This window comes from Actinopolymorpha sp. B9G3, from assembly GCF_040120725.1.
GTDB lineage: Bacteria > Actinomycetota > Actinomycetes > Propionibacteriales > Actinopolymorphaceae > Thermasporomyces.
In genome coordinates this window covers 1-23,524 of sequence record NZ_JBEEAB010000022.1, presented here as the reverse complement: position 1 = coordinate 23,524, position 23,524 = coordinate 1, and the positions used below count along the sequence as shown (strand labels likewise).

General features: G+C 67.0%; 19 protein-coding genes and 2 pseudogenes. 10 read left to right on the top strand and 11 right to left on the bottom strand.

Going from position 1 to position 23,524, the window contains the following annotated elements; translation table 11 throughout:
• Window positions 1-147: 147 nt before the first annotated feature.
• A complete protein-coding gene (locus tag ABNF93_RS28155; RefSeq protein WP_349331232.1) occupies window positions 148-1,206 on the bottom strand; it encodes a TAXI family TRAP transporter solute-binding subunit in 1,059 nt (352 codons plus the stop codon).
• The gene (locus ABNF93_RS28150; RefSeq protein WP_349331231.1) at window positions 1,206-3,302 is read right to left on the bottom strand and encodes a TRAP transporter permease; all 2,097 of its coding nucleotides are present in this window, start codon (window positions 3,300-3,302) and stop codon (window positions 1,206-1,208) included. The genes ABNF93_RS28155 and ABNF93_RS28150 overlap by 1 nt, the downstream gene beginning before the upstream one ends.
• 16 nt (window positions 3,303-3,318) lie before the next feature.
• On the opposite strand from ABNF93_RS28150, the gene ABNF93_RS28145 reads away from it, so the two are divergent.
• The 5 genes from ABNF93_RS28145 (at window position 3,319) to ABNF93_RS28125 (ending at window position 9,958) form a co-directional block, all read left to right on the top strand.
• Window positions 3,319-4,971, top strand: coding sequence for an FAD-binding oxidoreductase (locus tag ABNF93_RS28145; RefSeq protein ID WP_349331230.1), 1,653 nt, complete (start codon window positions 3,319-3,321; stop codon window positions 4,969-4,971).
• Window positions 4,972-5,237: 266 nt separating this feature from the next.
• On the top strand, window positions 5,238-6,350 hold the full coding sequence (locus ABNF93_RS28140; protein WP_349331229.1) for a TIGR03621 family F420-dependent LLM class oxidoreductase: 1,113 nt from the start codon (window positions 5,238-5,240) through the stop codon (window positions 6,348-6,350).
• Window positions 6,351-6,570: 220 nt separating this feature from the next.
• Window positions 6,571-8,499 (top strand): phosphoenolpyruvate carboxykinase (GTP), encoded by a 1,929-nt coding sequence (locus ABNF93_RS28135; protein WP_349331228.1) that lies wholly within the window; start codon window positions 6,571-6,573, stop codon window positions 8,497-8,499.
• Window positions 8,500-8,837: 338 nt separating this feature from the next.
• Complete coding sequence (locus ABNF93_RS28130; RefSeq protein WP_349331227.1) at window positions 8,838-9,068, top strand: hypothetical protein; 231 nt, start codon at window positions 8,838-8,840, stop codon at window positions 9,066-9,068.
• Complete coding sequence (locus ABNF93_RS28125) at window positions 9,065-9,958, top strand: SPFH domain-containing protein (RefSeq protein ID WP_349331226.1); 894 nt, start codon at window positions 9,065-9,067, stop codon at window positions 9,956-9,958. Before ABNF93_RS28130 ends, ABNF93_RS28125 begins: the two co-directional genes overlap by 4 nt.
• 1,346 nt (window positions 9,959-11,304) lie before the next feature.
• Here ABNF93_RS28125 and ABNF93_RS35055 read toward each other — a convergent pair.
• Together ABNF93_RS35055 and ABNF93_RS28115 are read right to left on the bottom strand one after the other, a co-directional pair.
• Window positions 11,305-11,463: pseudogene (locus ABNF93_RS35055) on the bottom strand (DapH/DapD/GlmU-related protein); the annotation flags it as partial.
• 480 nt (window positions 11,464-11,943) lie between these two features.
• Window positions 11,944-12,663, bottom strand: a complete 720-nt coding sequence (locus tag ABNF93_RS28115) for an alpha/beta fold hydrolase (RefSeq protein WP_349331224.1) — start codon at window positions 12,661-12,663, stop codon at window positions 11,944-11,946.
• 75 nt (window positions 12,664-12,738) lie between these two features.
• Between ABNF93_RS28115 and ABNF93_RS28110 the strand changes: the two genes are divergently transcribed.
• Window positions 12,739-13,233: a hypothetical protein gene (locus tag ABNF93_RS28110; RefSeq protein ID WP_349331223.1), complete on the top strand. Its 495-nt coding sequence runs from the start codon at window positions 12,739-12,741 to the stop codon at window positions 13,231-13,233.
• Here the strand turns inward: ABNF93_RS28110 and ABNF93_RS28105 are convergent.
• The gene (locus tag ABNF93_RS28105; RefSeq protein WP_349331222.1) at window positions 13,175-14,419 is read right to left on the bottom strand and encodes an MFS transporter; all 1,245 of its coding nucleotides are present in this window, start codon (window positions 14,417-14,419) and stop codon (window positions 13,175-13,177) included. The two genes, ABNF93_RS28110 and ABNF93_RS28105, sit on opposite strands and share 59 nt — an antisense overlap.
• Before the next feature lie 187 nt (window positions 14,420-14,606).
• Window positions 14,607-15,623 carry an IS481 family transposase gene (locus tag ABNF93_RS28100; protein ID WP_349331221.1) on the bottom strand — a complete coding sequence of 339 codons (1,017 nt, stop codon included), beginning with the start codon at window positions 15,621-15,623 and terminating at the stop codon, window positions 14,607-14,609.
• A gap of 352 nt (window positions 15,624-15,975) precedes the next feature.
• Here ABNF93_RS28100 and ABNF93_RS28095 point away from each other — a divergent pair, with 352 nt between their 5' ends.
• The 3 genes from ABNF93_RS28095 (at window position 15,976) to ABNF93_RS28085 (ending at window position 18,715) form a co-directional block, all read left to right on the top strand.
• A complete protein-coding gene (locus ABNF93_RS28095) occupies window positions 15,976-17,373 on the top strand; it encodes a hemolysin family protein (protein ID WP_349331220.1) in 1,398 nt (465 codons plus the stop codon).
• 5 nt (window positions 17,374-17,378) lie between these two features.
• Entirely contained in the window at window positions 17,379-18,428 is a 1,050-nt protein-coding gene (locus tag ABNF93_RS28090) for a hemolysin family protein (RefSeq protein WP_349331313.1), read from the top strand.
• A gap of 104 nt (window positions 18,429-18,532) precedes the next feature.
• Window positions 18,533-18,715: a hypothetical protein gene (locus ABNF93_RS28085; protein ID WP_349331219.1), complete on the top strand. Its 183-nt coding sequence runs from the start codon at window positions 18,533-18,535 to the stop codon at window positions 18,713-18,715.
• 582 nt (window positions 18,716-19,297) lie between these two features.
• Here the strand turns inward: ABNF93_RS28085 and ABNF93_RS28080 are convergent.
• Window positions 19,298-19,735 carry an Hsp20/alpha crystallin family protein gene (locus tag ABNF93_RS28080; RefSeq protein ID WP_502877637.1) on the bottom strand — a complete coding sequence of 146 codons (438 nt, stop codon included), beginning with the start codon at window positions 19,733-19,735 and terminating at the stop codon, window positions 19,298-19,300.
• A 346-nt stretch (window positions 19,736-20,081) separates the two neighbouring features.
• Here ABNF93_RS28080 and ABNF93_RS28075 point away from each other — a divergent pair, with 346 nt between their 5' ends.
• On the top strand, window positions 20,082-20,651 hold the full coding sequence (locus ABNF93_RS28075) for a hypothetical protein (protein ID WP_349331217.1): 570 nt from the start codon (window positions 20,082-20,084) through the stop codon (window positions 20,649-20,651).
• A 386-nt stretch (window positions 20,652-21,037) separates the two neighbouring features.
• Here ABNF93_RS28075 and ABNF93_RS28070 read toward each other — a convergent pair whose 3' ends face one another.
• From ABNF93_RS28070 to ABNF93_RS28060, 4 genes and pseudogenes are all read right to left on the bottom strand, one after another.
• A complete protein-coding gene (locus ABNF93_RS28070) occupies window positions 21,038-21,187 on the bottom strand; it encodes a hypothetical protein (RefSeq protein WP_349331216.1) in 150 nt (49 codons plus the stop codon).
• Window positions 21,188-21,520: 333 nt separating this feature from the next.
• Window positions 21,521-22,180, bottom strand: coding sequence for an ATP-binding protein (locus ABNF93_RS35050; protein WP_502877636.1), 660 nt, complete (start codon window positions 22,178-22,180; stop codon window positions 21,521-21,523).
• Between the two features lie 120 nt (window positions 22,181-22,300).
• Window positions 22,301-22,663, bottom strand: coding sequence for a MerR family transcriptional regulator (locus tag ABNF93_RS28065; RefSeq protein WP_349331215.1), 363 nt, complete (start codon window positions 22,661-22,663; stop codon window positions 22,301-22,303).
• A 735-nt stretch (window positions 22,664-23,398) separates the two neighbouring features.
• Window positions 23,399-23,524, bottom strand: a pseudogene (locus tag ABNF93_RS28060) (IS5-like element ISMt1 family transposase); the annotation flags it as partial.

Genomic DNA, 23,524 nt, shown 5'->3' with positions numbered 1-23,524 from the left:
TGCCGCGTACGCTCATTCGCCCTCACCCAGAAGTGATCAACGGTCCCGAATCCGGCCGGCGAGCGCTCGCCGGGTCCGCATGCGGGACCGTTGATCAACCAGCAAGACGGCTGCCGTTCTTTGCCGTCCTACCCCGATGGCCGAGGCCTACTTCGCTCCGAGGTCGTCGAGTGCCTTCGAGGCTCCTTCGTTCAGCGGAATCGGGTCGGTCTTGCGCGCCAGCTCCAGCGTGATGTCGGCGGCGGCCGGGTTGACCTTCTCCAACGCCGCCCGCTCGTCGAAGATCAGCTTCACCAGCTTGCCGGCCAGCTCCGGGTCGAAGCCCTTCTTCACGACGAGCACGTTGGGAACGACGATGGTCGGCACGTCGGCGGCCTGACCGTAGGTATCGGCCGGGATGGACCCTGCCTCGTAGATCGATCCGTACTCCTCCTGCAGCCCGGTGAGCGAGGAGGAGAGGTCGAGGAGTTCGACCTTGTCGCCCAAGGACGTCGTGAGGTCGGTGACACCGCTGGTCGGCAGTCCGCCGGACCAGAACATCGCGTCGATCGCCCCGTCCTTCATGCCGTCCTGCGTCTCCGGCAGACCGAGGCGCTGCGCCTTGATGTCGCTCGCCGGGTCGAGACCGGCATCCTCGAGCAGCCGGTGGGCGATGACCTCGGTGCCGGACTTCGGCGAGCCGGTCGAGACCCGCTTGCCCTTCATGTCGGCGATCGAGTCGATGCCCGCGTCGGTGCGTACCAGCACGTGGGTGTAGTTGGGGTAGAGGCGGGCCAGCGCCTCCACCGGCTGCGGCTCGCTGAAGGAGTCCGTGCCCTCGACCGCGTCCTGCGCCGTGTCGGAGAGGGAGAACGCGACGTCGTACGTACCGGCCACGACGCCCTGGATGTTCTGCACCGACGCACCGGTCTCGCTCGCGGTCGCCTTGTAACCCTCGAGGTTCTGGTCGATCAGCCGGGCCAGACCGCCACCGAGCTGGTAGTAGACGCCGGTCGTGTTGCCGGTCGCGATGGTGAGACGCCCGCCGGTCGAACCGCTCTCGCCGGCACCGCCGCCACCGGTCTCGGTGTCGGTGCGCTTGCCGCCACAGCCGCTGAACGCCAACGCGCCCGCGAGCGCGGCGACTCCCAGCCGAAGTAGCAGCGTACGACGGTGGTGCGGTCGTCGGTCTCGGCCGGGTGAGCGCCGTTGTGCGCCCTTGGTCATCACATGCCCCCTTGCGGATCAGGCACCGGCGACGCCAGCCGCCGGCGGATGAGGTGGACGGCGACAGCGACACCGAGGAGCGCGCCACCGACGCCGATGGTGAGCGGTTCGAGATACAGAAGCAGGAGCGCGGCGCCGAACGCAAGAATCCGTTCGTACGCACGCGCCGGTCCGACGATCCAACCGCCCGTCGCCGCCGCGAGGGCCGCGACGGCCAGTACCGACACGAGCGTGGCCCAGACCACGCCGAGCAACGGGCCCTGGGACAGCAGGTTCGACCCGTTGTCGCTGAGGACGAACGCGAACGGCACAAGGAACGCCGGTAGTGCGTACTTCCAGCTCGCCCACATCGTACGCACCGGGTTCCCGCCGGTGATCGCGGCCGACGCCACTGCCGCCAGTGCCGTCGGTGGGCTCACTTCGGAGAGGACCGCGTAGTAGAAGACGAACATGTACGCCTCGGGCCGGGTCACGCCCAACTCCAGCAGCGCCGGCGTGATGATGACGGACGCGATGATGAACGACGCGGTGACCGGGACGGCGAGACCGATCACGGCGACCGCCACGGCGGCGAACAGGGCCGTGAGCAGCAGGACAAGCGTCGGATGGTCGCCGACCACCTGCGCGCCGTCGACGATGATCGCCGCGAGGTTGAGGCCGAGGCCGGTGAGGGTGACGACGGCGACGATGATGCCGGCTGCGGCGCACACCGCGGTGACGGGGAGCACGCTGCGGGTGCCGGTCGCCAGCGCCTCGAGGAGCCGGCGCGGCGTCATCGCATGGGTACGGTCGAGGAACGAGCAGCCGAACTGCAGGATCGTCGCGTACACCACGGCCTTGAACGGCGGGATGTTCGCCGCCATGAACGCCACGATGAGAAACAGCGACAGGAAGTGGTAGCCGAAACGCCCCAGCAGCCGCCACGGTGACGCGGTGGAGATCTCGACGGCTTTCGCGCCGTGCTTCCGGGCGTCGATCTCGATCGCGAGAATGATGCCGACGTAGTAGAGGATCGTCGGGATGATCGCGTAGATGAGCACGGTGAGATAGCTCGTCCGCAGCAGTTCGGCGATGATGAACGCCGCCGCGCCCAGCGTGGGCGGTGAGAGGATCGCGCCGATGCCGGCCGCCGCCAGGATCCCGCCGCCCTGTTCTCTCGGGTAACCGGCGCGGCGCAGGATCGGCCACGACACCGTGCCGAGACTGACCGCGGTCGCCGTACCCGATCCGGAGACCGTGCCGAGCAGGAATCCCGCGAGGGTGACCGTGCGGCCGGGTGCCGTACCCGACCCCCCTTTTCCGCGCCGACCGGAGAACGCCGCGAACGACAGGTCGATGAAGAACTTCCCCGCCCCCGACATGTCGAGGACCGCGCCGTAGATCGTGAACAGCACGATGTACGTGGCGGCGACGGACAGCGGTGTGCCGTAGAACCCGCTCGTGCCCATGAACAGCTGCGGCACGATCTCGTCGATGTTGAAGCCCACATGGGCCAGCGACCAGTCGATCGGCAGGTAGGCGCCGTAGTAGGCGTACGCGAAGAAACCGAGACAGATCGCGGGCAGCCACCACCCGGTCGTACGCCGGGTCGCCTCCAGGATGAGCACCAGGAGGACAAGACCCGCGACGAGATCGAGCGTGGTGGGAATCTGCCGGCGTTCGAGAAAACTGTCGTACGCAAGAAGCGGGTACAACGCCACCACCAGGGAGACGACGGCGAGCACCCAGTCGAGAGCAGCCGGGTTGTCGCGGTCAACGGACGCGGCGGGGACTTCGCTCCGGCGGTTGAGGCGGCCCACGCTCAGGCGCAAGCCGGACCGATAGCACAGGAACGTCAATGGCAGTACGACCGCGAGGAAGATCGTCAGGTAGTACTGCGTCCCCTTCGCCAGCGGGAGGAACACCGTCCAGAGGACGAAGACACTGACCAGCGCACACAGTGCCGTGATGGCGATCGCGACCGGGCCGGAGAGCTGGCGGCCGGGGCGTTCCTCGTCGTGCTCGGCGAGAATCTGCCCGGCATCGGACCCAGCCTGATCACCTTCGGAGGAAGTTGCACCGACCTTCGCGCTACCCGGGTGATCATCGTGTGCCATATGTCACGCTCTCCCCATGGACGAGCTTGCGCGTGCGGGACTCGGGCCGCGCCCGTTCGCACGGTGGTCCGAACCAGACGATGATGTCGTACCGTCGAGCCGGAACCTAGTGTGGCTCCGCGAACGGCTCGGCGAGCTGACCCCGACGCCGCCGGTACCGGTCTCGGCCGTTGCGGTGCCGGAGTCGGCATTGCCTGCCGACGCGGCCGATGCGTTCGCAGGAATTGTGGGACCGGCGTACGTCCTGGGCGAGGAGGAGGCGCGGCTCGCCCATGCCGGCGGCCAGTCGTACTCCGATCTGCTGCGGCGGCGGTCTGGTCATCAGGTCACGCTTCCCGACGCGGTGATCCGCCCGGGCGGGCACGACGAGGTTGCCGCGGTCCTCGACAGGGCGGGCGAGCTCGACGTCGCCGTCGTCCCCTATGGCGGCGGCACCAGCGTCGTCGGCGGTGTCGAACCCGACCGCGGTGGGCACCGGGCGGTCGTCACGCTCGACCTGTCCCGGATGGACCAGCTGCTCGCGCTCGACGACGTGTCGCTGACGGCGACGTTCCAGCCCGGAGTGAGCGGTCCACGCGCGGAGGAGCTGCTCGGCGAGCACGGACTCACCCTCGGCCACGTCCCCCAGAGCTTCCCGCGCGGCACGCTCGGCGGATTCGTCGCCACCCGGTCCGCCGGGCAGGCGTCGACAGGGTACGGACGGATCGATGCACTGGTGGTGGGGCTGCGGGTGGCGACGCCGGTCGGTTCCCTCAGGCTCGGCACGGGCACGCCGAACGCGGCCGGGCCGGACCTTCGCGCGCTCTTCACCGGGTCCGAAGGCACCCTGGGCGTCCTGACCGAGCTGACGTTGCGGGTACGGCCCGCGCCCACCGAGCGGCGGTACGAGATCTGGGCGTTCCCCGCGTTCGACCGCGGCCTCGAAGCGATCCGGACGATGGTGCAGGACGGTGAAGTCCCCGATGTCGTACGCCTGTCCGACGAGGACGAAACCGAGACCGCCCTGGCGTCGCAGGGTTCCGCGGGACGAGTGGCGGGGTTCGTGTCCCGGGTGCGGGGGGTCCGCCGCCCGGCGTTCTGCGTACTCGGCTGGGAAGGGGACCACGACTCGGTCCACCACCGGCGCCGGGTGATCCTTCCCGTACTCCGCAAGGCTGAGGCGTCCTCGCTCGGTGCCCGGGCCGGTGAGTCGTGGCGGCACCACAGGTTCGACGGTCCACGCCTGCGTGACGCGCTGATGGACGCGGGGGTCCTGGTCGAGACGGTGGAGACGGCGACGAGCTGGTCAGGATTGCCGCGCCTCTACCGCGCGGTGACCGATGCACTGCGGGAGAGCCTCACAGGTCTTGGTACGCCGCCGATCGTGATGGCGCACGTGTCGCATGTCTATCCCACCGGCGCGTCGTTGTACTTCACCGTGCTGGCGCGGCAGCTTCCCGACGCGGAGTCCGCACTCGCCCAGTGGGATGCGGCCAAGACCGCTGCCAGTGAAGCGATCTCGGCATCCGGCGGCACGATCAGCCACCACCACGCGATCGGTCGTACGCATGCGCCCTATCTCACCGCCGAGGTCGGGCGCGTCGGTGTCGTCGTCCTTGCGGGTCTCAAGGCGACGCTCGACCCGCACGGAATCCTCAACCCCGGCGTCCTGATCCCACCCTCCCCGTGATCATGATCGTGATCATGAAGCCGTTGGGTGTCTATCCCCCGTAAGGCTTCACGGTTCGGAACGCCTTCATGATCACGGGCCCGAACCCCCACGTGTCGCAGGAGTTCCGGGCAGCTCGACAGGTCCAGCGGCTTGACCCGTACCACGGCGGCCCGGCGACACGGCAACGGCAAACGACAGCGGCAACCTCTCCATGATCATGAAGCGAGTCGGGATCATGAAGCGCAACGGGGAAATAGCGCCCCAGAACCTTCACGATCACGATCATGATCACCGGACGGGTGGTGGACCGCCGACAGCCACCCGGCCCGCAGGCCGCGGGAGAGCACCGGAGACCTGCGCGCGGCGAGCCGGCATGTACGTTCCCGCGCGTACGCAGTGCGCTCGAGCTACGTCTCGGGCGGCAGTGGAGATCACGCTCACCAGTGGACGCCGTCACCGCCAGCTGGCGGCGATTCTGGGACCTCGAGTTCGCATCCCCGGTGAGCAAGGAGCTTCTGATGACCGTACGACCGTTCCGCTTCGGCATCGTGTCCGCACTCGCGCCGACCGCCCACGACTGGACGACCATGGCGCGCCGGGCCGAGGACCTGGGCTACGACACGTTGCTCACTCCCGACACGCTCCGGACGTTCTCGCCGTTCCCCGCGATCGCCGCCGCGGCAGCCGCGACGGACACCCTGCGGTTCGGCACGTTCGTCCTCAACACACCGCTCCACGCGCCCACCGCAACCGCCCTGAACACGATGACCATCGACATGCTGACGAACGGCCGGTTCGAGCTCGGCCTCGGCGCCGGCCGCCCCGGCGCCGAAACCGAAGCCGAACGTCTGGGAATCCGGTGGGGTACGCCTGGCGAGCGGGTCACCCATCTCGCCGACACCATCCGTACCGTCAAGGAGACCTTGCGCAGGGCCACGGCCAGCACGAGCACAGGTCCCGGCCAGCTCCGACCGGTCCAGCAGCCCCGACCGCCGATTCTCGTGGCTGGTCAGGGGCGGCGGCTGCTCCGGCTCGCGGCCGAGGAGGCCGACATCATCGGTGTCGGCGTCGGCCCGGAGGGAACGGAGTACGACCTGGCGGCGAAGGTCGGCGAGCTCCGCGACATCGCCGGCGACCGGTTCCCGCGCCTGGAGCTCAGCATGAACATCGCCGCGGTGGGCAACGACCTGCCCGACTGGATGCGCCCGATGCTGGGCGGCACCGATCCGCGCGAGCTGGCGGAGAAGGGCTCGATCGCACTCCTTCGCGGTTCGACAGACGACATGGTCGACACGTTGCTCCGGCGCCGTGAAGCACTCGGCATCTCCTACATCTCGGTGAACGCGACGTTCATGGACCAGCTGGCACCGGTCGTAGGAAAACTCGCCGGGCGCTGAGGTGTCATGCAGTAACGACTCAATTCGGCGCAGGCCGGTCTTAGGTATGGGCTGGTCCGGACCGGACAGGCCGCCTTGTGCATGATCTCGACAGTGCTCGGCAGAATCCCGCAAGAACTTTCAGACAATTCGTAAGAATTGGTCGGACAGGGCTTTCCCATTTCGTCGTACCGCCCTGCACGGACCCCGCGATGGAGCCATGCCCACCTAGCGTTACTGCATGTCCACAACCACCACACCGAGCGGCCATGTGATCAGCCCACGCGGCGAAAGCCCCGGGACGGTCCCTACCCGACATGCCCGACTGCGCACCTGGGTCCAACAGGTCGCGACTGTGTGCCAACCCGACCGGGTGTACTGGTGTGACGGCTCGGACGAGGAATGGACCCTGCTCACCGACCAGTTGGTCGACGCAGGAACTCTCGTACGCCTCAATCCCGACAAGAAGCCGAACTCGTTCTGGGCGCGTACGGACCCAAGCGACGTGGCCCGAGTCGAGAAGCGCACCTTCATCTGCACCGACAACGAAGCCGACGCCGGTCCGACCAACAACTGGATGGACCCGGCGGAGATGAAACGCACGATGACCGACCTCTTCCGCGGCTCCATGCGCGGCCGGACGATGTACGTCATCCCGTTCTGTATGGGCTCGCTCGACGCCGAGAACCCGTTGTTCGGCATCGAGATCACCGACTCCGCCTATGTCGTCGCCTCGATGCGGATCATGACCCGCATGGGGCAAGCCGTCCTTGACAGGCTCGACGAAGACTCCGAGCAGAGCTTCGTCCCCTGCCTGCATTCGGTCGGAGCACCCCTCGAGCCGGGCGAGGAAGACGTTCCGTGGCCGTGCAACGAGACCAAGTACATCTCGCACTTCCCTGAAACCCGGGAGATCTGGTCGTACGGATCCGGCTACGGCGGCAACTCACTGCTCGGTAAGAAGTGCTACTCGCTACGGATCGCGAGCGCCATCGCGCGCGACGAGGGCTGGCTCGCCGAGCACATGCTCATCCTCAAGCTGACTTCGCCGGAGGGGCGCGTCCACTACGTCGCCGCCGCGTTCCCCAGCGCCTGCGGCAAGACGAACCTCGCCATGCTCGAACCCACCGTCCCGGGTTGGAAGGTCGAGACCCTCGGGGACGACATCGCCTGGATGCGGTTCGGTGACGACGGCCGGTTGTACGCCCAGAATCCCGAGTTCGGCTTCTTCGGCGTCGCGCCTGGTACGGGCTGGAAGACCAATCCCCATGCCATGCGGACGATCGAACGCGGCAACTCGCTCTTCACCAACGTGGCCCTCACCGGCGACGGCGACGTCTGGTGGGAAGGATACTCCGAGGAGCCACCCGCCCACCTGACCGACTGGAAGGGCCGGCCCTGGCCGCCACAGGGCTCCGAGGGTGACGAGGGCCAGCGGTCAACGCGGAATCGGGAGCAAGGGTCGGAGGGCGCGCGGAAGCCGGAGCCGTCCAGCCATCCCAACAGCCGTTTCTGCACACCGATCAAGCAGTGCCCGATCCTCGCGGATGAGTACGACGATCCGCGCGGCGTACCCCTGTCCGCCATCATCTTCGGCGGCCGGCGCGCGACGACCATCCCACTCGTCACGCAGTCCCGCGACTGGACGCACGGAGTCTTCATGGGCGCCACGCTGTCGTCGGAAACGACGGCTGCCGCGGAGGGTCAGGTCGGCGTTGTACGCCGCGATCCTATGGCGATGCTGCCGTTCATGGGTTACAACGGCGGCGACTACTTCCAGCACTGGATCGACGTCGGCAAGCAGCACGATGCGGACAAGCTGCCGAAGATCTTCTACGTGAACTGGTTCCGCCGCGATGCCGACGGATCGTTCCTGTGGCCGGGCTTCGGCGAGAACAGCCGCGTCCTGAAATGGGTCATCGAACGTATCGAGGGCCGAGCGGAGGCCGCCGAGACACCGGTCGGCTGGGTGCCGGCGCCAGATGCGCTCGATGTCGACGGGCTCGACCTCGACGCCGACGCGATCGAGGCGCTGCTCCGCGTGGACGGCGAGGAGTGGCGGGCGGAGCTGCCGCAGATCACCGAGTGGTTCGAGAAGTTCGGCGACCGGCTCCCCGCGACGCTGTGGGGCGAGCTCGACGGGTTGACGGAGCGGCTCGGCGCCGAGTGAGCGTAGTGGTCCGCGAGGAACGAGCGACCCGCGGAGCGAACGAGAAGCCGACCGCGACCATGAACACGGAGCGGCTCGGCGCCGAGTGAGCGTAGTGGTCCGCGAGGAACGAGCGACCCGCGGAGCGAACGAGAAGCCGACCGCGACCATGAACACAAAGCGGCTCGGCGCCGAGAGAGCGACGCCCGACCCGATTGGCTGAGGGCGCCCCTCACGCGAACAGGAAGTGGCGGAGCCGGCAGCACAGTCGGCGCGCGATAGTACACACTTGTCCGAGGTCCCTCGCCTTTCGGCGCGGGGAACCTCGGCCACGTTTCCGCACTTTCCGGGGTGAGCTCATGGGTGCCGCCATCATGCCGTTGGTGCTGGTCGTCTTCGTCCTCGTGCTCGGCCTGGGAGCCGCGGCCATCATCACTGCCGAACGCCTACGCCGCGAGAACGCCGCGCTGCGCGGGCTCGTCGACAGGTTGAAGGACATCGCCTGGGACCAGCGCGAGTTGGACCCCAACCTCAGCACCATCATCATCGACGAGATCCGTACCTATGAGAAGAAGGAGCTGCGTGGATGAGGAAGTCCGCGGTCCTGGCCCTGACCGTCGCGGCAACACTTGGCGCCGTCATCGCACTCAATGGATGCACCAGCATCAACACTCAGCCGGACGAAGCCGGACTCACCTATGACGCCGGTCCATTGTCCAACACAGAGTTCGAAAGTTGCGTCGGTCCCAGTACCCGTAACTGGGATGGACCACGCGACCTGCACTTCACCTACCCGTTTGGTCAACGTACGTACGACTTCAGTGGAACTGAGGGGTCGGACGGGCCGCCGATCAGCGTTGTCACGAACGACAATGTGACGATGACGGTGACTGGTGTCGCGACCTTCGCGCTCAACACCGACTGCAGGACGCTGCGACAGTTCCACGAACGGATCGGCATCAAGTTCCAGTCCTGGATGGAAGGTGGGCAGACCGCCGACGGTTGGCGCAACATGCTCAACGTCTATCTCAAGCAGCCGCTCGACAAGGCAATGGACGCGGTGTCGAAGAAGTACGGCTACAAGGAGCTCTACTCTGATCCCGCGGTCAAGGAGAACGGGGAGGACGAGGTAGGCATGCTGGCCTCGGAGTTCATCAAGGATCAGGCCGGAGCCGACTTCTTCTGCCAGCCGTCGTACGCCGGCGCCGGCCCATGTGGCAACGCGGTCCTTACCCTGCAGGCACCGGTGCCTCCGGAGAACATCCGCTCGGCATTGACTGCCGAACAGGAGGCCGTCGCGCAGAACAACGCACAGAAGCAACGGAACGAGACCGTACGCACCGAACTGGAGTCGATCCGCGAACTCGTGAAGGTCCTCGGCCCGGATGCGTACGTGCTCTACAAGGCGGTCGAGGATGGCAAGGTCAGCGTCGTTCCGGTTCCGGCGGGGAGCGGAATCAACGTCACGCCTCGCAACTGATCCTCGACGCACGACCTCATGTGGATGAAGGGCACCCTCACACAGACCACCGCTGGGTGAGGGCGCCCCTCACGCGAACCTCTCGGATGAAGTGTCCCCTCATGCACGGTCCCATCAGATGAGGGTGCCCCTCATCCAAAGGGGCGGGGCTCCCCACGCACGCACCCCGCGGAGCCGATCAGCGTCATTCAACGGCGAGCGACGGAGGTGAAGGGCTCGGGGCGGTGGACGCCGCGTGGCCGGTAGCCGAGCGCCTCACTCTCCCCGAGGTAGTCGGCGAGCAGCCAGACGATGGCGAGCCACATCTCCGTACCCTGCAGGCCGGCCGTGTGCCGAGCACCCGCGCCTGGCTCGAGCGCGAACGCGAACCCCTCGCCGTCGCGCCACCGGTTCAACGCTCGGTCGAGATGAACCCGCGCCCAGCGCTCGGCTTCGTTCCGCCGCGACGGGGTCTGCTTGGCCGCGAGCCACAGCGGATGGATCACGTCGAGGACGTTGCACGCGTTGCCGCGATTCTCACCGAAGTACTCGGGGTCCCGGCTGTGCGCGAGGACCGTGTCGACGGCCTGCTCGGGATACGGCAACGGCAGGCCGAACTGTGCGTAGGTGCCGCGCGTCAACCGGTAGAAACCGTTGACGGGCTGCAGCCAGCGCTGGCCGCTGTCCGGGTTGCTCCACATCGCGTGGAACGGGTCGGCGTTCGCGAGGAGCCAGCCGAACAGCGACTCGACCGGACTGCGCAGGTCGAAGTCGACGAGGTTGCGACAGACCCCGGTGCCGAACGCATCCACCCACGCGCCCGCTCCCCAGCCACGGGTGTCCCATGGCAGGTTGTCGAGGCGTACGAGCAGGTCGGCCGGATCCATGTCGGCGACTGCCCGTACGGGATGGGCGAATCGGGTGCCCAACAGCTGCAATGCGTAACCCACACAGAGGATGTGGTACGCAGCTGCTCCACCGTCAAGGGAAGGTTGCGCGGCCTCGGAGTACTCCGGAACAAGCCCGGACTCGGCGTCCTGCAACGAACGCAGATGCGCAGCGATCCGGTCACCCGGCACCTGCGGAGGCGGAGATCCCTGCTCCAGAAGCAGATCGGCGATCTCGACGGCATCGCACCATGCCCTGACGGTGGGTGAGGCGTCCGGCCGGTCGAGGAACAGCCCGCCGAGCTCGGCGGCCATCTCGCCGATACTCGCGCCCTCCTTGGCGTTGCCGCCGGCCTCCGGATTCTCGTGCCAGCAGCGTGCGAGGACGTCCTGCGCCTGCGATCGCGCCTTGTCGGCAAAGGACTCCAACCGTGCGGCGAGCCCGCCAGCACCGGCCGTCGGCGCACGTCTGACCTCCCGGCGGTCGCGGATCATCCTCGCCGGGTTGCCGCCCACCATCGCCCAGTCAGGAACGTCCTTCGTCACCACGGCACCAGCACCGATGACCGCGTGGTCGCCGACCGTCACGCCATCGACCACCACGACGTGGGACCCGATCCAGACATCGTTGCCGATGACGATGCCCTTGGTCGTCGTCGGCTGCTTGCACACCGGCCGGTCAGGTGCCGTCCCATGGTTGAACCCGAGCAGCGACGTGTGGGCGCCGACGCGGACCTGGTCGCCCATGCGTACCTTCCCGCGCACCACCGCGTACGGGTTGAGCGTGCTCTGCGTACCCATCTCGAGATCGTCGACCAGCACGTACGTATGGGCTCCGAGATAGGAGCCGTCACCCAGCCGGAGGCGCTGCGGGAAGATCGCGGCGAGCGGCGAGACGAACACGTCGGTGCCGAAGGCGATGTCACCCCGACCGGCCAGCTCCTCCTGCCAGGCGAGTTGCGCCTTGCGTTCGTCGTCGTTCGCCGTACGCCAGAACGCCCATGGCGCGAAGTCGTAGTAGGCGTCGGGCATCGTCGAACCGTCGTCGCTCATCCGGATCCTCTCCCAGGCGGGTCAGATCCAGTGTGGGCGACGGTCTCACGCGCGACAACGCGCGCTTCACGAAGCGGACGGCACGTTCCGGCGCCCCGGGAACGCGTCGGCGAGGAACCCAGTGACCGCGGCGACGAACTCCGTCGGATCTTCCTTGTGTACGCCGTGGCCCACCGGGATCGAGACCATGCGTGCACCGGGGATGCGGTCGGCCACTGCCGCGATCGCGTCCTGGTCGAACGGGCTCGCCGGCCCACCGCCGATGACGAGCGTGGGTGACTTGATCGCTTCGAGCTGTTCCCACCACGCCGGCTCGGGGCTGTTGACCTGGCCGACAACGGCCGGCCGGACCGCCCAGTCGTAGGACAGTGGTCCGGGTGGGCGTTCCGGGACGGTGCGGCGGTGTGGAACCGGCGGTGGCGTCTCCTCCAGGACGAGCGCGGCGACCCGGCCGGGGTACTCCTGGGCGAGGAGGTACGCCGCGACGCCGCCCATCGAGTGCCCGACCAGGACGGCCCGCTCGAGGTCCAGTCGGTCCAGGAAGCCGAGCAGGTCGTCCTTCATCAGCTCGAACGCGTACTCGCCCGGCCACGTGGTCTCGCCGTGCCCGCGGAGGTCCGGGACGTACACCCGCCAGTGTGCGGAGAAGGCAGGTAAGACGGAGTTCCACGATGATCCGTCAGAGGTGAGCCCGTGCAGCAGGACCATCGGTGGCGTGTCAGGGTCGCCGTCGACGCGGTAGGCGATCCGCAGCGGTGAAACGTCGACCATGCGTTTTCGGGTCACGGGCGGACCGTATCAATCGAAATCGTCAGCATCGTCGCGTATGTCTGTTCGCCGAGAACTGTTAAGCTCCGCCTGTTGCAGTCTGGCGACTTGCTGAAGGTCCTGCCGATGGATGCACGGAACGACGGACTCGTTGATGCCGATATCCAAGTCCTGCGCGCCGATATCCGGTTCATGCACTATGCCTCGATCGGGCCGGTTCACGAAGCTATTTCCCACTATTCCGACCAGGCGCTGGCTCGGCAACTTCAACGGATCGCCGAAATACGCACCATGAGCGACATCATGGGTATCAGGCTTGAGCAGGTGTACCGGGCGACGTCAGTCCCTTCTGGCGACATGATCGTGCGTTCGCGGAAGATCATCGAGCGGAGCCGGGACATGATCCGGCTTTCCTGCGCCGCTGGTGAGGACTCGGCCAAACGCATCGAACGATCCCGCGCACTCCTTTCCATGCGGCAGCGCGCATCCGCTGCCTGTGACAAAGGAGACCTACGGCGCACATGCGGTCCTATCGCGTCCTTGAGGTGTAGGGCTCCGAGGGAGCTGCTTCAGAACTCGACCGAGTAGCTGACCTTGCTGCACAGGTGATCGCCGCGCCGAGCGCGATCGCGGCAACTGCGACGGTGGCGGTTCCCGACCAGCCAATCCAGGCCACCGCTGCGGCGCCAAAGGCGGTGCCCAGACTCCCGCCGACGAAGTAGACGATCATGTACGCGCTGTTGAAACGCGCCGGCGCTCGTGGGTCGATCGCCAGGACGGTGCTCTGATTGGCAACCTGGGCGGCAAACAGTCCGGCATCGAACAACGCCAGCCAGAGGACCATCAGTCCGGGGCTATCAGGGATAAAGCCCAGTGCCGCTGCGGCAATGCCGGCCAGCGTCAGGCCGACCAGAATCACTGTGCGTGCCCCGTGCCGATCGGTGAGTATCCCGGCAACCTGGGTTGCGATCATCCCGGTTAGCCCGGCGAGGGCATACAGGCCGATCCGTTCGGCCGAATATTGGTATGGCGGTCCCGACAACGTAACCGCCAAGCCTGCCCAAATTGCGCAGAACGCAAAGAACCATGCCGTCCCCCTGGCAGCGGCCAGTCGCAGGGATGCGAACCGCACCAACAAGCCCGGCATGGACCGAAGGGTTGCCAGGTAGCCGCTCTGCGTACCACCCGTGACCTTGGGCAGCACCAGCAATGCAGTTCCTGCGATCGAGAGACACGCGACGGCAAAGGTCAGTAGCATGCCGCGCCAGCCGACCGTATCGGCCAGCCAGCCACCAGCGATGCGGCCGGCCAAGATTCCCGCTGAGATCCCGGCCGTCACGATGCCGAGCACAGTCGCGCGGCGACCAGCGCTGGACAAGCGCCCGGCGACCGAGCTCAGGCCGGCGCCGACCGACGAGCACAGCCCGCTCATGAGGACGCACAAGCCCAACAGCCAACTGGTGGAGACAGCCGCCGTCGCGCCGATCGATACGCCCAATGCGACGAACTGCGCTGCCAGCACGAACCGAGGAGGGAACCTATCGACCAACGGGACCAGCAGGCCGAGCCCGACCAGGTAGCCAGCCGGTCCGCACGCCAATGCCACGCCGACTGCCGCCGTCGATGACCCCAGCGAGATCGCCACATCAGCAATCGCGGGCTGCAGTGGGTAGATCGCCGCCGTCCCCACAGCGGCAGCTATCGCCATGAACAGGACGACAGGGCCACGGAGGTCGCGGGCGGGGTCGGAATCGTCCCTGAATTCGGTTCTCACGCCAGTGACCCTAGGAATCATCGCCCACGACTGCTGGCGGAAATTGGACGGCACCGTCGGATCGGACGGCATTGTCAAAAGAACCGCTACGGTGTGCCGGTGTCGTTTCGCCTGTCATTCAGGTGGCGAGCCGCCACACGATCGCCGGCCGGACAGGAGCTGCCACGCACGTCACGGGGATGGTCGCCTAGGTGTTCCCGGTCAGGAGGTTGGTGACGCCGTGGTGGAGTTGTGAGGCTGGGGGTTGGTCTCCGACGGCGGTGTGTGGACGATGGTAGTTGTAGTGGATGTTCCAGATCTGGATGGCTTCGGCGCGTTGGGTTTCGCTGGTCCAGACTCTGGCGTAGAGGAGTTCTTCGGCCAGGATCCGTTGGTAGCGCTCGACTTTGCCGTTGTGGCGTGGGGTGTAGGGGCGGATCCGTTGGTGGCGGGAGGCGAACGCGGCGATGGTGCGGGCGAAGGCGGCGGCGCGGTAGTTGGGTCCGTTGTCGGTGACCACGCGGGTGATCCGAGTGATGCCGTGGGCGGCGAAGAACGCTCGCGCCCGGTGGAAGAAGCCGATGCTGGTGGCGGCGGTCTCATCGGGCAGGTGTTCGGTGTAGGCCAGTCGGGAGTAGCCGTCGATGACGGAGTGTAGGTAGACGTAGCCGGCTTTGGCGGCGCCGTTGCGGCGGTTCTTGGCGCGTTGGGCGGCCCGGTCGGCGGTGCTGCCGCGGCCGTGGGCGCGCCAGCCACCGCCGTCGGGGATCCGACCGACTTTCTTGACGTCCAGGTGGATCATGTGGCCGGGATAGCGGGCGGTGATCGTGGCTGGTCTGCGGTTCACCTCCCCGTCGGGGTCGAGGTCGCGGCGGCGGTTGATGCCCAGCCGGACGAACCAGCGGCCCACCGTGGCGGCCGAGACCCGGTGCCCGTGGGCGGCCAGTTCGGTGGCGATCGTGCGGGCGGACCACTTGCGCTTGCGGCGCCAGGACTCGATCAGCTCCACCACCTCCGGCGCCAGCTGTGCGGGCGAGGCGTGTGGCACGCTCGACCGGTCGAGCAGGCCGGCCTGGCCACATCGCCGGTACCGGTTCACCCACTTGGACAGGCACTGCCGAGACACACCAGCCTCGGCAGCCACATGAGCGATCGGACGGGACTCACAGCGCTGAACAAGACGCAGACGGCCAGCAGGAGTCAACGGAGCATTACGGTGGGACACGCGGGTCTCCTTCGGAACAGGACGTGTGGTCAGCGCTTCACATCCTGCCGACGGAGACCCGCCTCACGTCCTCACGCCCCCCGCGTCACCAACCTCATGATCCGCAACACCTAGGCAGGTTCAGAGCGGGACGATCCTGGCTGGCCTTGGGCGGAACGGGCGCGGGCGCTCTGCTCGTGGATACTTGAGGTTCGGCTGGTTGTCGTTCCACCTGTGAAAGGGTCATGGACTTGCCCCAAGGTACCGATGGTTGCGGCGCTGTGGCTGGGCGCTGTGGTGCTGGTGATGACCCGCCCTCACCAGGCGCTGTGAGCCCCTCGTGTGCCCATGTTGAGGCGGTGCGGCCACTGTGATGGTTGTGCTGACCGTGCTGCTCGGCGTCTTGGTGGTCGGCGCGTTGACCGTGTTGACCGGGTACTTCGTAGCGCAAGAGTTCAGCTACATGACGGTGGACCGGTCCCGGCTGAAAGCGGCGGTCGCCGCCGGTGACCCCGGCGCGAAACGCGCGCTCGGCATCACCGGCCGCACTTCGTTCATGTTGTCCGGCGCGCAGCTGGGCATCACGGTGACCGGGCTGCTGGTCGGATATGTCGCCGAACCGTTGATCGGCGCCGGCCTCGGGAAGGCCCTGGGCGGGGTGGGGATTCCGCAGGCGGCCGGCGTGGCGGTCGGCACTGTCCTGGCGCTGGTGTTCTCCACGGTGGTGCAGATGGTGTTCGGGGAGTTGTTCCCCAAGAACCTGGCGATCGCCCGGCCGGAGCTCCTTGCCCGCGCGTTGGCCCGGTCCACCGCCTTGTATCTGGCCGGGTTCGGCTGGCTGATCTGGTTGTTCGATCAGGCCGCGAACCTCCTGCTGAGGTTGGTGAGGATCGAACCGGTGCACGACGTGGAACATGCCGCCACACCACGTGACCTCGAACACATCATCGCCGAATCCCGTACCGCCGGCGATCTGCCCGCAGACCTGTCCGCGTTACTGGATCGGGTGCTCCGTTTCCACGACAGCACCGCCGAGCACGCGATGATCCCGCGGCCGTACGTCACCGCGATCGCCGGCACCGAACCGGTTCGCCGGGTGCTGGAGGTGATGGCCGCCGGCCACTCCCGTCTTCCGGTGGTGGGCGAGTCGATCGACGAGGTGATCGGCGTCCTCAGCCTGCACGATGTTCTGGCCGCAGACGAGTCCCAGGATCTGGGCACCGTGCCGGTACGTGATCTGGCCCGCCCGGCGGTGTTGGTGCCGTCTACGAGCCCATTGCCCAATGTCCTGGCCCGGCTGAACGAGGCGGGTGAACAACTCGCCTGCGTGATGGACGAGTACGGCGGCCTCGCCGGTGTGATCACCATCGAGGACGTTGCCGAGGAACTGGTCGGTGAGATCGTCGACGAGCACGACCCGGTCGGTGAGGACCAGGTGCACGCCGACGGCAACGGCGACCTGACGGTGCCAGGAACGCTGCACATCGACGAAGCCGAACGGGTCCTCGGCCACGACCTGCCGGCCGGTGACTACCAGACGATCAGCGGGCTGATCATCACCCAACTGCACCGACTCCCCGAACCCGGCGACGCCATCACCCTTCAGCTGGCTGCCAGCCCCGATGACGACCACCCGGCCCCGCGGCTGACCTTGATCGTCCTCACCGTAGACCGCCACGTGCCCCAGACCGTGCAACTCCACTTGACCGACACCACCAGGAACCCCCGCCTTGGCCAACACGGCGGCGCCGCCGCGGAGGTCTCCACGTGACCGGGATGAGCACCTGGACCGCCCTGCTGATCTCCGCAGGCATCATCGCCTTCAGCGCGTTCTTCGTCGCCGCCGAGTTCGCCCTGGTCGCCGCCCGCCGGAACCGGCTCGCCGAAGCCGCTGCCACCAGCGCCTCGGCCCGCGCGGCGCTGAAGAGCGCCCAGGAACTGTCGCTGCTGCTGGCCGGATCCCAACTCGGCATCACCCTGTGCACCCTGGCCCTGGGCGCGATCGCCAAACCCGCTGTCCACCACGTGATGACCCCGACCCTGGAAGCCTGGGGGCTGCCGGAAGCCACGGCCGATGTGGCAGCTTTCATCCTGTCGTTGATCGTGGTGACGTTCATACACCTGGTCGTCGGTGAAATGGCACCGAAGTCCTGGGCGATCTCCCACCCGGAAAGGTCCGCCACCCTGCTGGCGCTGCCGATGCGGGCCTTCATGTGGTTCACCCGCCCGCTGCTGGTCACCCTCAACCAGTTGGCGAACTGGTGCCTGCACAGGGTCGGCGTCGAACCGGTCGACGAACTAGCCACTGCCCGCACCGCCGACGACCTGCGGCAGCTGGTCCAGCACTCCGCCAAAGCCGGTGCTCTTGACACCAGACGCCACGACCAGCTCATGATCGCCCTGGACCTGTACAGCCGCCCGATCCGTGACCTCGTGCGACCGGCCGCGCAGATGGCCGACGTCGACGCGGCCGCCACCATCGAACAGATCAAGACAGCCGCACGCAGCAGCGGGCACTCCAGACTCGTCGTCCGCCAGGACGGTCTGCCGGTCGGGATGGTCCACGTCCGCGACACGCTCACCGCACCCACCGACGTGACCGCCGCGGAGCTGATGCGACCAGTGGCCACTCTGACCGCCGACACGACGACCTACACCGCGATGAGTGCGATGCGCGACAACCGCAACCACCTCGCCGTGATTCACGACGACCAACAACTTCTGGGGATCCTCACCCTGCAAGATCTCCTCAACCAACTCCTCACCACCCCACCGACGACGAGCGCGGCGACGATTGCCGGCGTACGGACTTCTGCACACGGATAGTTGACCCCGGTTTTATGGGAACTGGCGTGCGTAGACCACCGTGCGCCCGGGGAGAAGGGTCATCACAACAATCGAAGATGGTCACCGCCGCGGAGGAGACGGCCATGAAGCTGAAGCGTTGGGAGATCCTGGTGCAGTACAGGGATCACCCCGACAACGCGGAGCCCGACTACGAGCAGCCGTACACGAACCAGTACCTCACTCGCCGTGGCGCTGAACACCGGGCGGCGCAATGGCGACTCGACAAGAAGTTCGGATTGACCTGCGTAGTGCGAAGACGCCCGTGACTGTCGGGCGGTGGGTGCTCTGGGAGGGTGGGGCGAGGCGATGCGGCGACCCGGTGGAGAACGTTGCCCCGAGCAGGAACGCTCGTGCTCGAGGAGGTGTCGAGCGAGGAGGCCGAGGCGCATCAAGTGCTCGGCTGGGCGGCCGCATCGCCAGCCCCGTGAGATGCCTGATCCCGAGTCCGGGTGGGTGACCACCTCCTTCCGTACAGTCCTTCCCGCTGCATGACGTCCATGCCGTGTTGCTGTCCGCTTGCCTGCATGTTTGAGGGCCCGTTGGCGGAGGGCCGCGTTGGCGAGCCCACCTGGTTCCACGTGCCCTTGCGCTAGCCGGGTTGAGCACCCGCGCCTCAGGCTGATGTCCGTCCGGCTGCGGCTCGCGCGGACGGGCAGGGGCCCGCTTCGGACGGGGCGGCCATTGTGGTGGGCTTTCCCAGCATGCGGCGACGATGGCGTCGAACTCGGTGCGTACCAGGTCTTCGTCCGCATACACGAGGTCGACAAACGCGCGGGCCTCGTCAACCGGGACGTCGTGTATTCCAGCCATCAGTCGCTCACCAGCCCCTGACAGACCGCAGAGTGTGCTCAGGCCTTGATCTGTTTCTGCCCCGAATCGGTGTTCGCGATGGCGATCTTGCGGGGCTTGGCCCGCTCGGCGACCGGGATCGTCAACGTCAGGACGCCGGCGTTGTAACTGGCCTCGATCCGGTCCGCGTCCAACGTGTCGCCGAGGAACAACTGGCGGGAGAACACGCCGAGCGGGCGTTCGGCGACCTGCATCTCCACGCTCTCGGGCACCTCCGGCGGCCGCCGCTCGGCCTTCACCGTGAGCACGTTCCGCTCGACATCGAGTTCGATCGCATCCGGCGCGACGCCGGGCAGGTCGAACGCGACGACGAACTGGTCACCTGTCCGGTAGGCGTCCATCGGCATCGGGTTCGGCCGGGACCACGTGCCCGGGCTCGAACCGCCGAAGAACTGTTGGGTGATGCGGTCAAGTTCGCGGAATGGGTCAGTGCGCATCAACATCGTCCGTACACCTCCTGATCGTCGACTGGGACGTGGCCGTCAATGCACAGTCCTCTTGTACCATGTCATCCAATCGATGACAAGAACTCAGTCATCTAACCGATGACGTCGGAGGTGGGGAGTGGCCAGCCGATCACGCCAGGCACGAGCCCGTACAAGCCCGGCTGATCCAGACAACCGTCCGACGCCAACAACGCCATTGGCGGCGACGCCGGAAGAGGTGGTCGCACATTTGGCGGACACGATGAGCCGCATCTCAGCAAAGCCGGCAAAGCGCGCGCGCCGATCGCCGCGAGCGCATGGCGCACCACACCAGTCGCGATCCGATACCGACCGGAACGTGGCTGCGTTCGGAGTGGATGGACCGCACCTGCTGGCGGCACTTGCGTCCCTGCGACAACTGCGCGAGGAACTGGCCGGATGGGAACCGACCCTGATGCGCGCCGCCCGCGACCGCGGCCTCACCTGGGCGGAGATCGCCCCAGCCCTCGGACTAGCCAGTCGCCAAGCCGCGGAGCGCCGCTACCTCAGACTCAACCCGCGGGCGGGGGAGACACCAGCATCCACCCGCGAGCAGCGCGTCCAGGCGACCAGACACCAACGCGCCGGTGACAGAGCCGTCGCCGACTGGGCACGCAACAACGCCGCCGACCTGCGTCAACTCGCGGGACAGATCACTGCACTCACAACCCTGAAACCCGCCACCAAAAACAAGATCAAACCCATCCGGGCCGCGCTCGGCAGCAACGACGCAGCCGACCTGATCGGTCCCCTTTCCCGGGCTGGACCCGCGCTTCGCCCCACCCACCCGCAACTCGCCGACCAGATCGCCGACCTCGACCACACCTCCGCCCGCATCCGTAGCACCGATGGCGGCCGAGGCACCACAGCACAGCCGACCGATGAGTAGCTCGGACAGAAAGCCAGGACGGCTCGGGGACTGCAGCGCCGGATCGGCGCAGATGAGACGGAAACTGAGACTGAGGGCCGCCGGCCGGACCCTGGTCGGGTATCGGCACGGCGCCCACTCGGTGCGTTTCGGCTGGTAGGGGCGGAGGCGGCGGGATTTGAACCCGCGAGAGGGTTGAGCCGTCAACCCGCTTAGCAGGTGTGCGGGGCGGCGTTCATGTGCGATCGCCCACGCCCTCTTGGGCGTGTAGCGGCGTCCGGAGACCCTCCGCGCACAGTCCTGAACGGCGGCGAATGAGACAGAAATTGAGACTGGAGGAGAGCCTGCGCGCATCCGGGTGAGAATCGCCGGAGCGGCAGATCTGGTGCTGGCTCCAAGTTTCGTTTTCAGCACCGCCCGGCGCCGCGCACGTTGCCGACATGAGTCCGCCGCGGCAGGCCGTCGAGATCGTCGACGAGAACGAACGCCAGCCGTCGCCCGGTGGACTCCACCACCCCCTCAGCCACGAGGCTCGCCGAGTCGATCGCGTCGGACACTGAGGTCGTACGACCTCGTGACCATGCACGTCGGCCGCCTTTGCATATGCTCCCCGCGCCATCGGCCTCCCGGCGCGTCACCGATGTTTCCGATGGAGGAACGTTGGGCCGCCTGGGTAATGGGCGACCGTTCCCAGGCGGCCCAAGGACCAGACCAACCAGGAAGAGGCCGGGACATGGTCTGGTAGGAAGCCTCTCAACATCCTCGCCGGCTACCGAGTTGTGGGCGATGCGTTTCCAAACTGGCTGGAGATCTGGATCCGAACCGCCACGGGTGCCAGCCGTCGGTCGCGTCGCTCCGGATCCGAACTCGCTTATCCACCATTTGTCCGCCTATGTGGTGGCCCAAACCTTTGCTGGGCGGACCTTGGCGGCTGCGGTCGCCCATGGGCAGTGCGGGGCAGGGACACACGGTCCTTTCGAGGGACTCCCAGCAGTTGCCAGCATCTCGCCGCTTCTCGAGGATCGAGCAAACTCGTCACCGAGCTTGGAGGGGAGGGGCGGCTCCTGCACGAGCGGACGGTCCGTGGCAGCAGCTCCTTCGCTGTTGTCCTGGTCGCTGGGGGTTTGCTGAGTGAGGTCTGCCCAGATTCGTTTTCCGCCGGTCTCGTCGGCCTCGACTCCCCACCGGGTGCTTAGTTGACCGATGATGACCAGTCCTCGTCCGTGTTCGGCGTGGCTGGTCAGTTCTCGTCTGGCTGGGGGGTCGAGCGAGCTGTCGGAGACGGCGATGTGAAGGTTGCCATCTTGGTCCGCGCGGATGAGTAGGTGCACGGAATCTCCACTGTCGCTGGCGTGGAGGACGGCGTTGGTGACCAGTTCGCTGATGACAACTCGGGCGTCCTCGGCCAGTGCGCCGAGGTGGGATTGGTCCCAGACCAGCAGGAGTTCTTCGAGTAGCCGCCGGGCAGCCCTCGGTGCGGTGTCGGTGGGTGGAAGGTTTGCTTGTGCCCACCAGGTGGCGTCCGACACGCGGATCGACCTCCCTGACATGGGGTCACGTTGTCCCCGTTGGTTACTGGCCGGTTGTGTTACTACCCGGCCAGTTCCCGGTTGGGGTCTCTCCCCTAACGCAAGTGTCCGGTCGGGGACGACCATTGCTGCTCGGACGCGTCACCGGCGGCGGGTTCGGGAGAGCTGTTCGCGAAGGTGGTCGTTCTCGCTGCGGAGCTGTTGGAGCTGATCTTCGAGGTGGAGGACGACGGCGATACCGGGCTGGTTGAGACCGCGGCTGGCGAGCCGGGAGATGTGACGTAGCCGGGCGAGGTCGTTGTTGCTGTAGCGGCGGGTTCCGCCCGCGGAGCGAGGTGGCTTGAGCAGGCCGGCGCGTTCCCATCGGCGGAGTTGTTGGCTGTCGATGCCGGTCAGATCGGTGACAACCGAGATCGGATACAGCCCTTGATCTCCGCGAGGAGAGACGTCCTCACCTGTGGGAACGTGGTTCGTGCTGCCTGCTGGTGGCTCGTCGGCGGACATGAGACGTTCTCCTGCCTGACGGGTTTGCTGCGGCCTTAGCGATCAATCTCTGATGCTTGACACAAAAGATATCTGGTACTAGACAGATAGATCTAGTTGAGCCGTTGAGGCTCAACTAGCGCGTCGATCGCCAGTCTCGGAGTCATCGAGAACCTGGACGAGGAGGTGGTGGCGATGTTGATGCGAACGGACCCGTCCGAGGTGGACAGATGGACCCGGCAGCCGCTCAGGGCGGCTCGACCGGCGGCGATGCCGCTAGACACCTACCGCAAGCATGAAGCGGATGGGGCGGAGTTGACCGCGGCAGGCCGGCTGCGGGGGTGTCTGCACCCGCTGGTCGCCTCGCGGCGACAGCCGCCACATTGAGAACTCTCCAGGCCGATTACCAGCTGGTGCTGTCGAGTTCCTGACTCCACTACCATCCCCTCCGGCCGCTGCGCACCCCCCCTGGGCGGCGGCCTTCGGCGGGGCCGGGGCGCCCTGAGGCAGTGTCGCCCCGCCCCGGCCCCGCCGGCCCTCTCCCTGCATGGGAACCAGTCAGCCAACAGCACCCTCAGGAATGTCGCGACAGGACACGTTGACCTGCGCACACGACCCCTGAGGCCCCCCGGCCACCAAGCAGCCACAGTCGAATGCTGCGGCCCCGTAATGAGGGAGTACACGATGAGCGTTCCTGCGACGTTGCGCCGCCGCATCCAAGGTGTCACTGCTGCGGCACAGACCATCGGCCACCGCCTAGGCCGTGTCTCCTAAACCCTGGCGGTAGTTGAGGATGGCGGCAGCGAGGGTGAGTCCGCCGAGGTAGGTGATGGCGTACTTGTCGTAGCGGGTGGCGATGCCGCGCCATTGCTTGAGTCGGTT

Excerpts from the sequence above, each read along its gene's own strand:
- ABNF93_RS28090 (WP_349331313.1), top strand. The coding sequence starts at position 17,379 with ATGAGCACCTGGACCGCCCTGCTGATCTCCGCAGGCATCATCGCCTTC.
- ABNF93_RS28080 (WP_502877637.1), bottom strand. The coding sequence starts at position 19,735 with ATGCGCACTGACCCATTCCGCGAACTTGACCGCATCACCCAACAGTTC.
- ABNF93_RS28155 (WP_349331232.1), bottom strand. The coding sequence starts at position 1,206 with ATGACCAAGGGCGCACAACGGCGCTCACCCGGCCGAGACCGACGACCG.
- ABNF93_RS28140 (WP_349331229.1), top strand. The coding sequence starts at position 5,238 with ATGATCACCGGACGGGTGGTGGACCGCCGACAGCCACCCGGCCCGCAG.
- ABNF93_RS28145 (WP_349331230.1), top strand. The coding sequence starts at position 3,319 with ATGGACGAGCTTGCGCGTGCGGGACTCGGGCCGCGCCCGTTCGCACGG.
- ABNF93_RS28065 (WP_349331215.1), bottom strand. The coding sequence starts at position 22,663 with ATGTCCGCCGACGAGCCACCAGCAGGCAGCACGAACCACGTTCCCACA.
- ABNF93_RS28135 (WP_349331228.1), top strand. The coding sequence starts at position 6,571 with ATGTCCACAACCACCACACCGAGCGGCCATGTGATCAGCCCACGCGGC.
- ABNF93_RS28095 (WP_349331220.1), top strand. The coding sequence starts at position 15,976 with ATGGTTGTGCTGACCGTGCTGCTCGGCGTCTTGGTGGTCGGCGCGTTG.
- ABNF93_RS28150 (WP_349331231.1), bottom strand. The coding sequence starts at position 3,302 with ATGGCACACGATGATCACCCGGGTAGCGCGAAGGTCGGTGCAACTTCC.
- ABNF93_RS28085 (WP_349331219.1), top strand. The coding sequence starts at position 18,533 with ATGAAGCTGAAGCGTTGGGAGATCCTGGTGCAGTACAGGGATCACCCC.
- ABNF93_RS28130 (WP_349331227.1), top strand. The coding sequence starts at position 8,838 with ATGGGTGCCGCCATCATGCCGTTGGTGCTGGTCGTCTTCGTCCTCGTG.
- ABNF93_RS28125 (WP_349331226.1), top strand. The coding sequence starts at position 9,065 with ATGAGGAAGTCCGCGGTCCTGGCCCTGACCGTCGCGGCAACACTTGGC.
- ABNF93_RS35050 (WP_502877636.1), bottom strand. The coding sequence starts at position 22,180 with ATGTCAGGGAGGTCGATCCGCGTGTCGGACGCCACCTGGTGGGCACAA.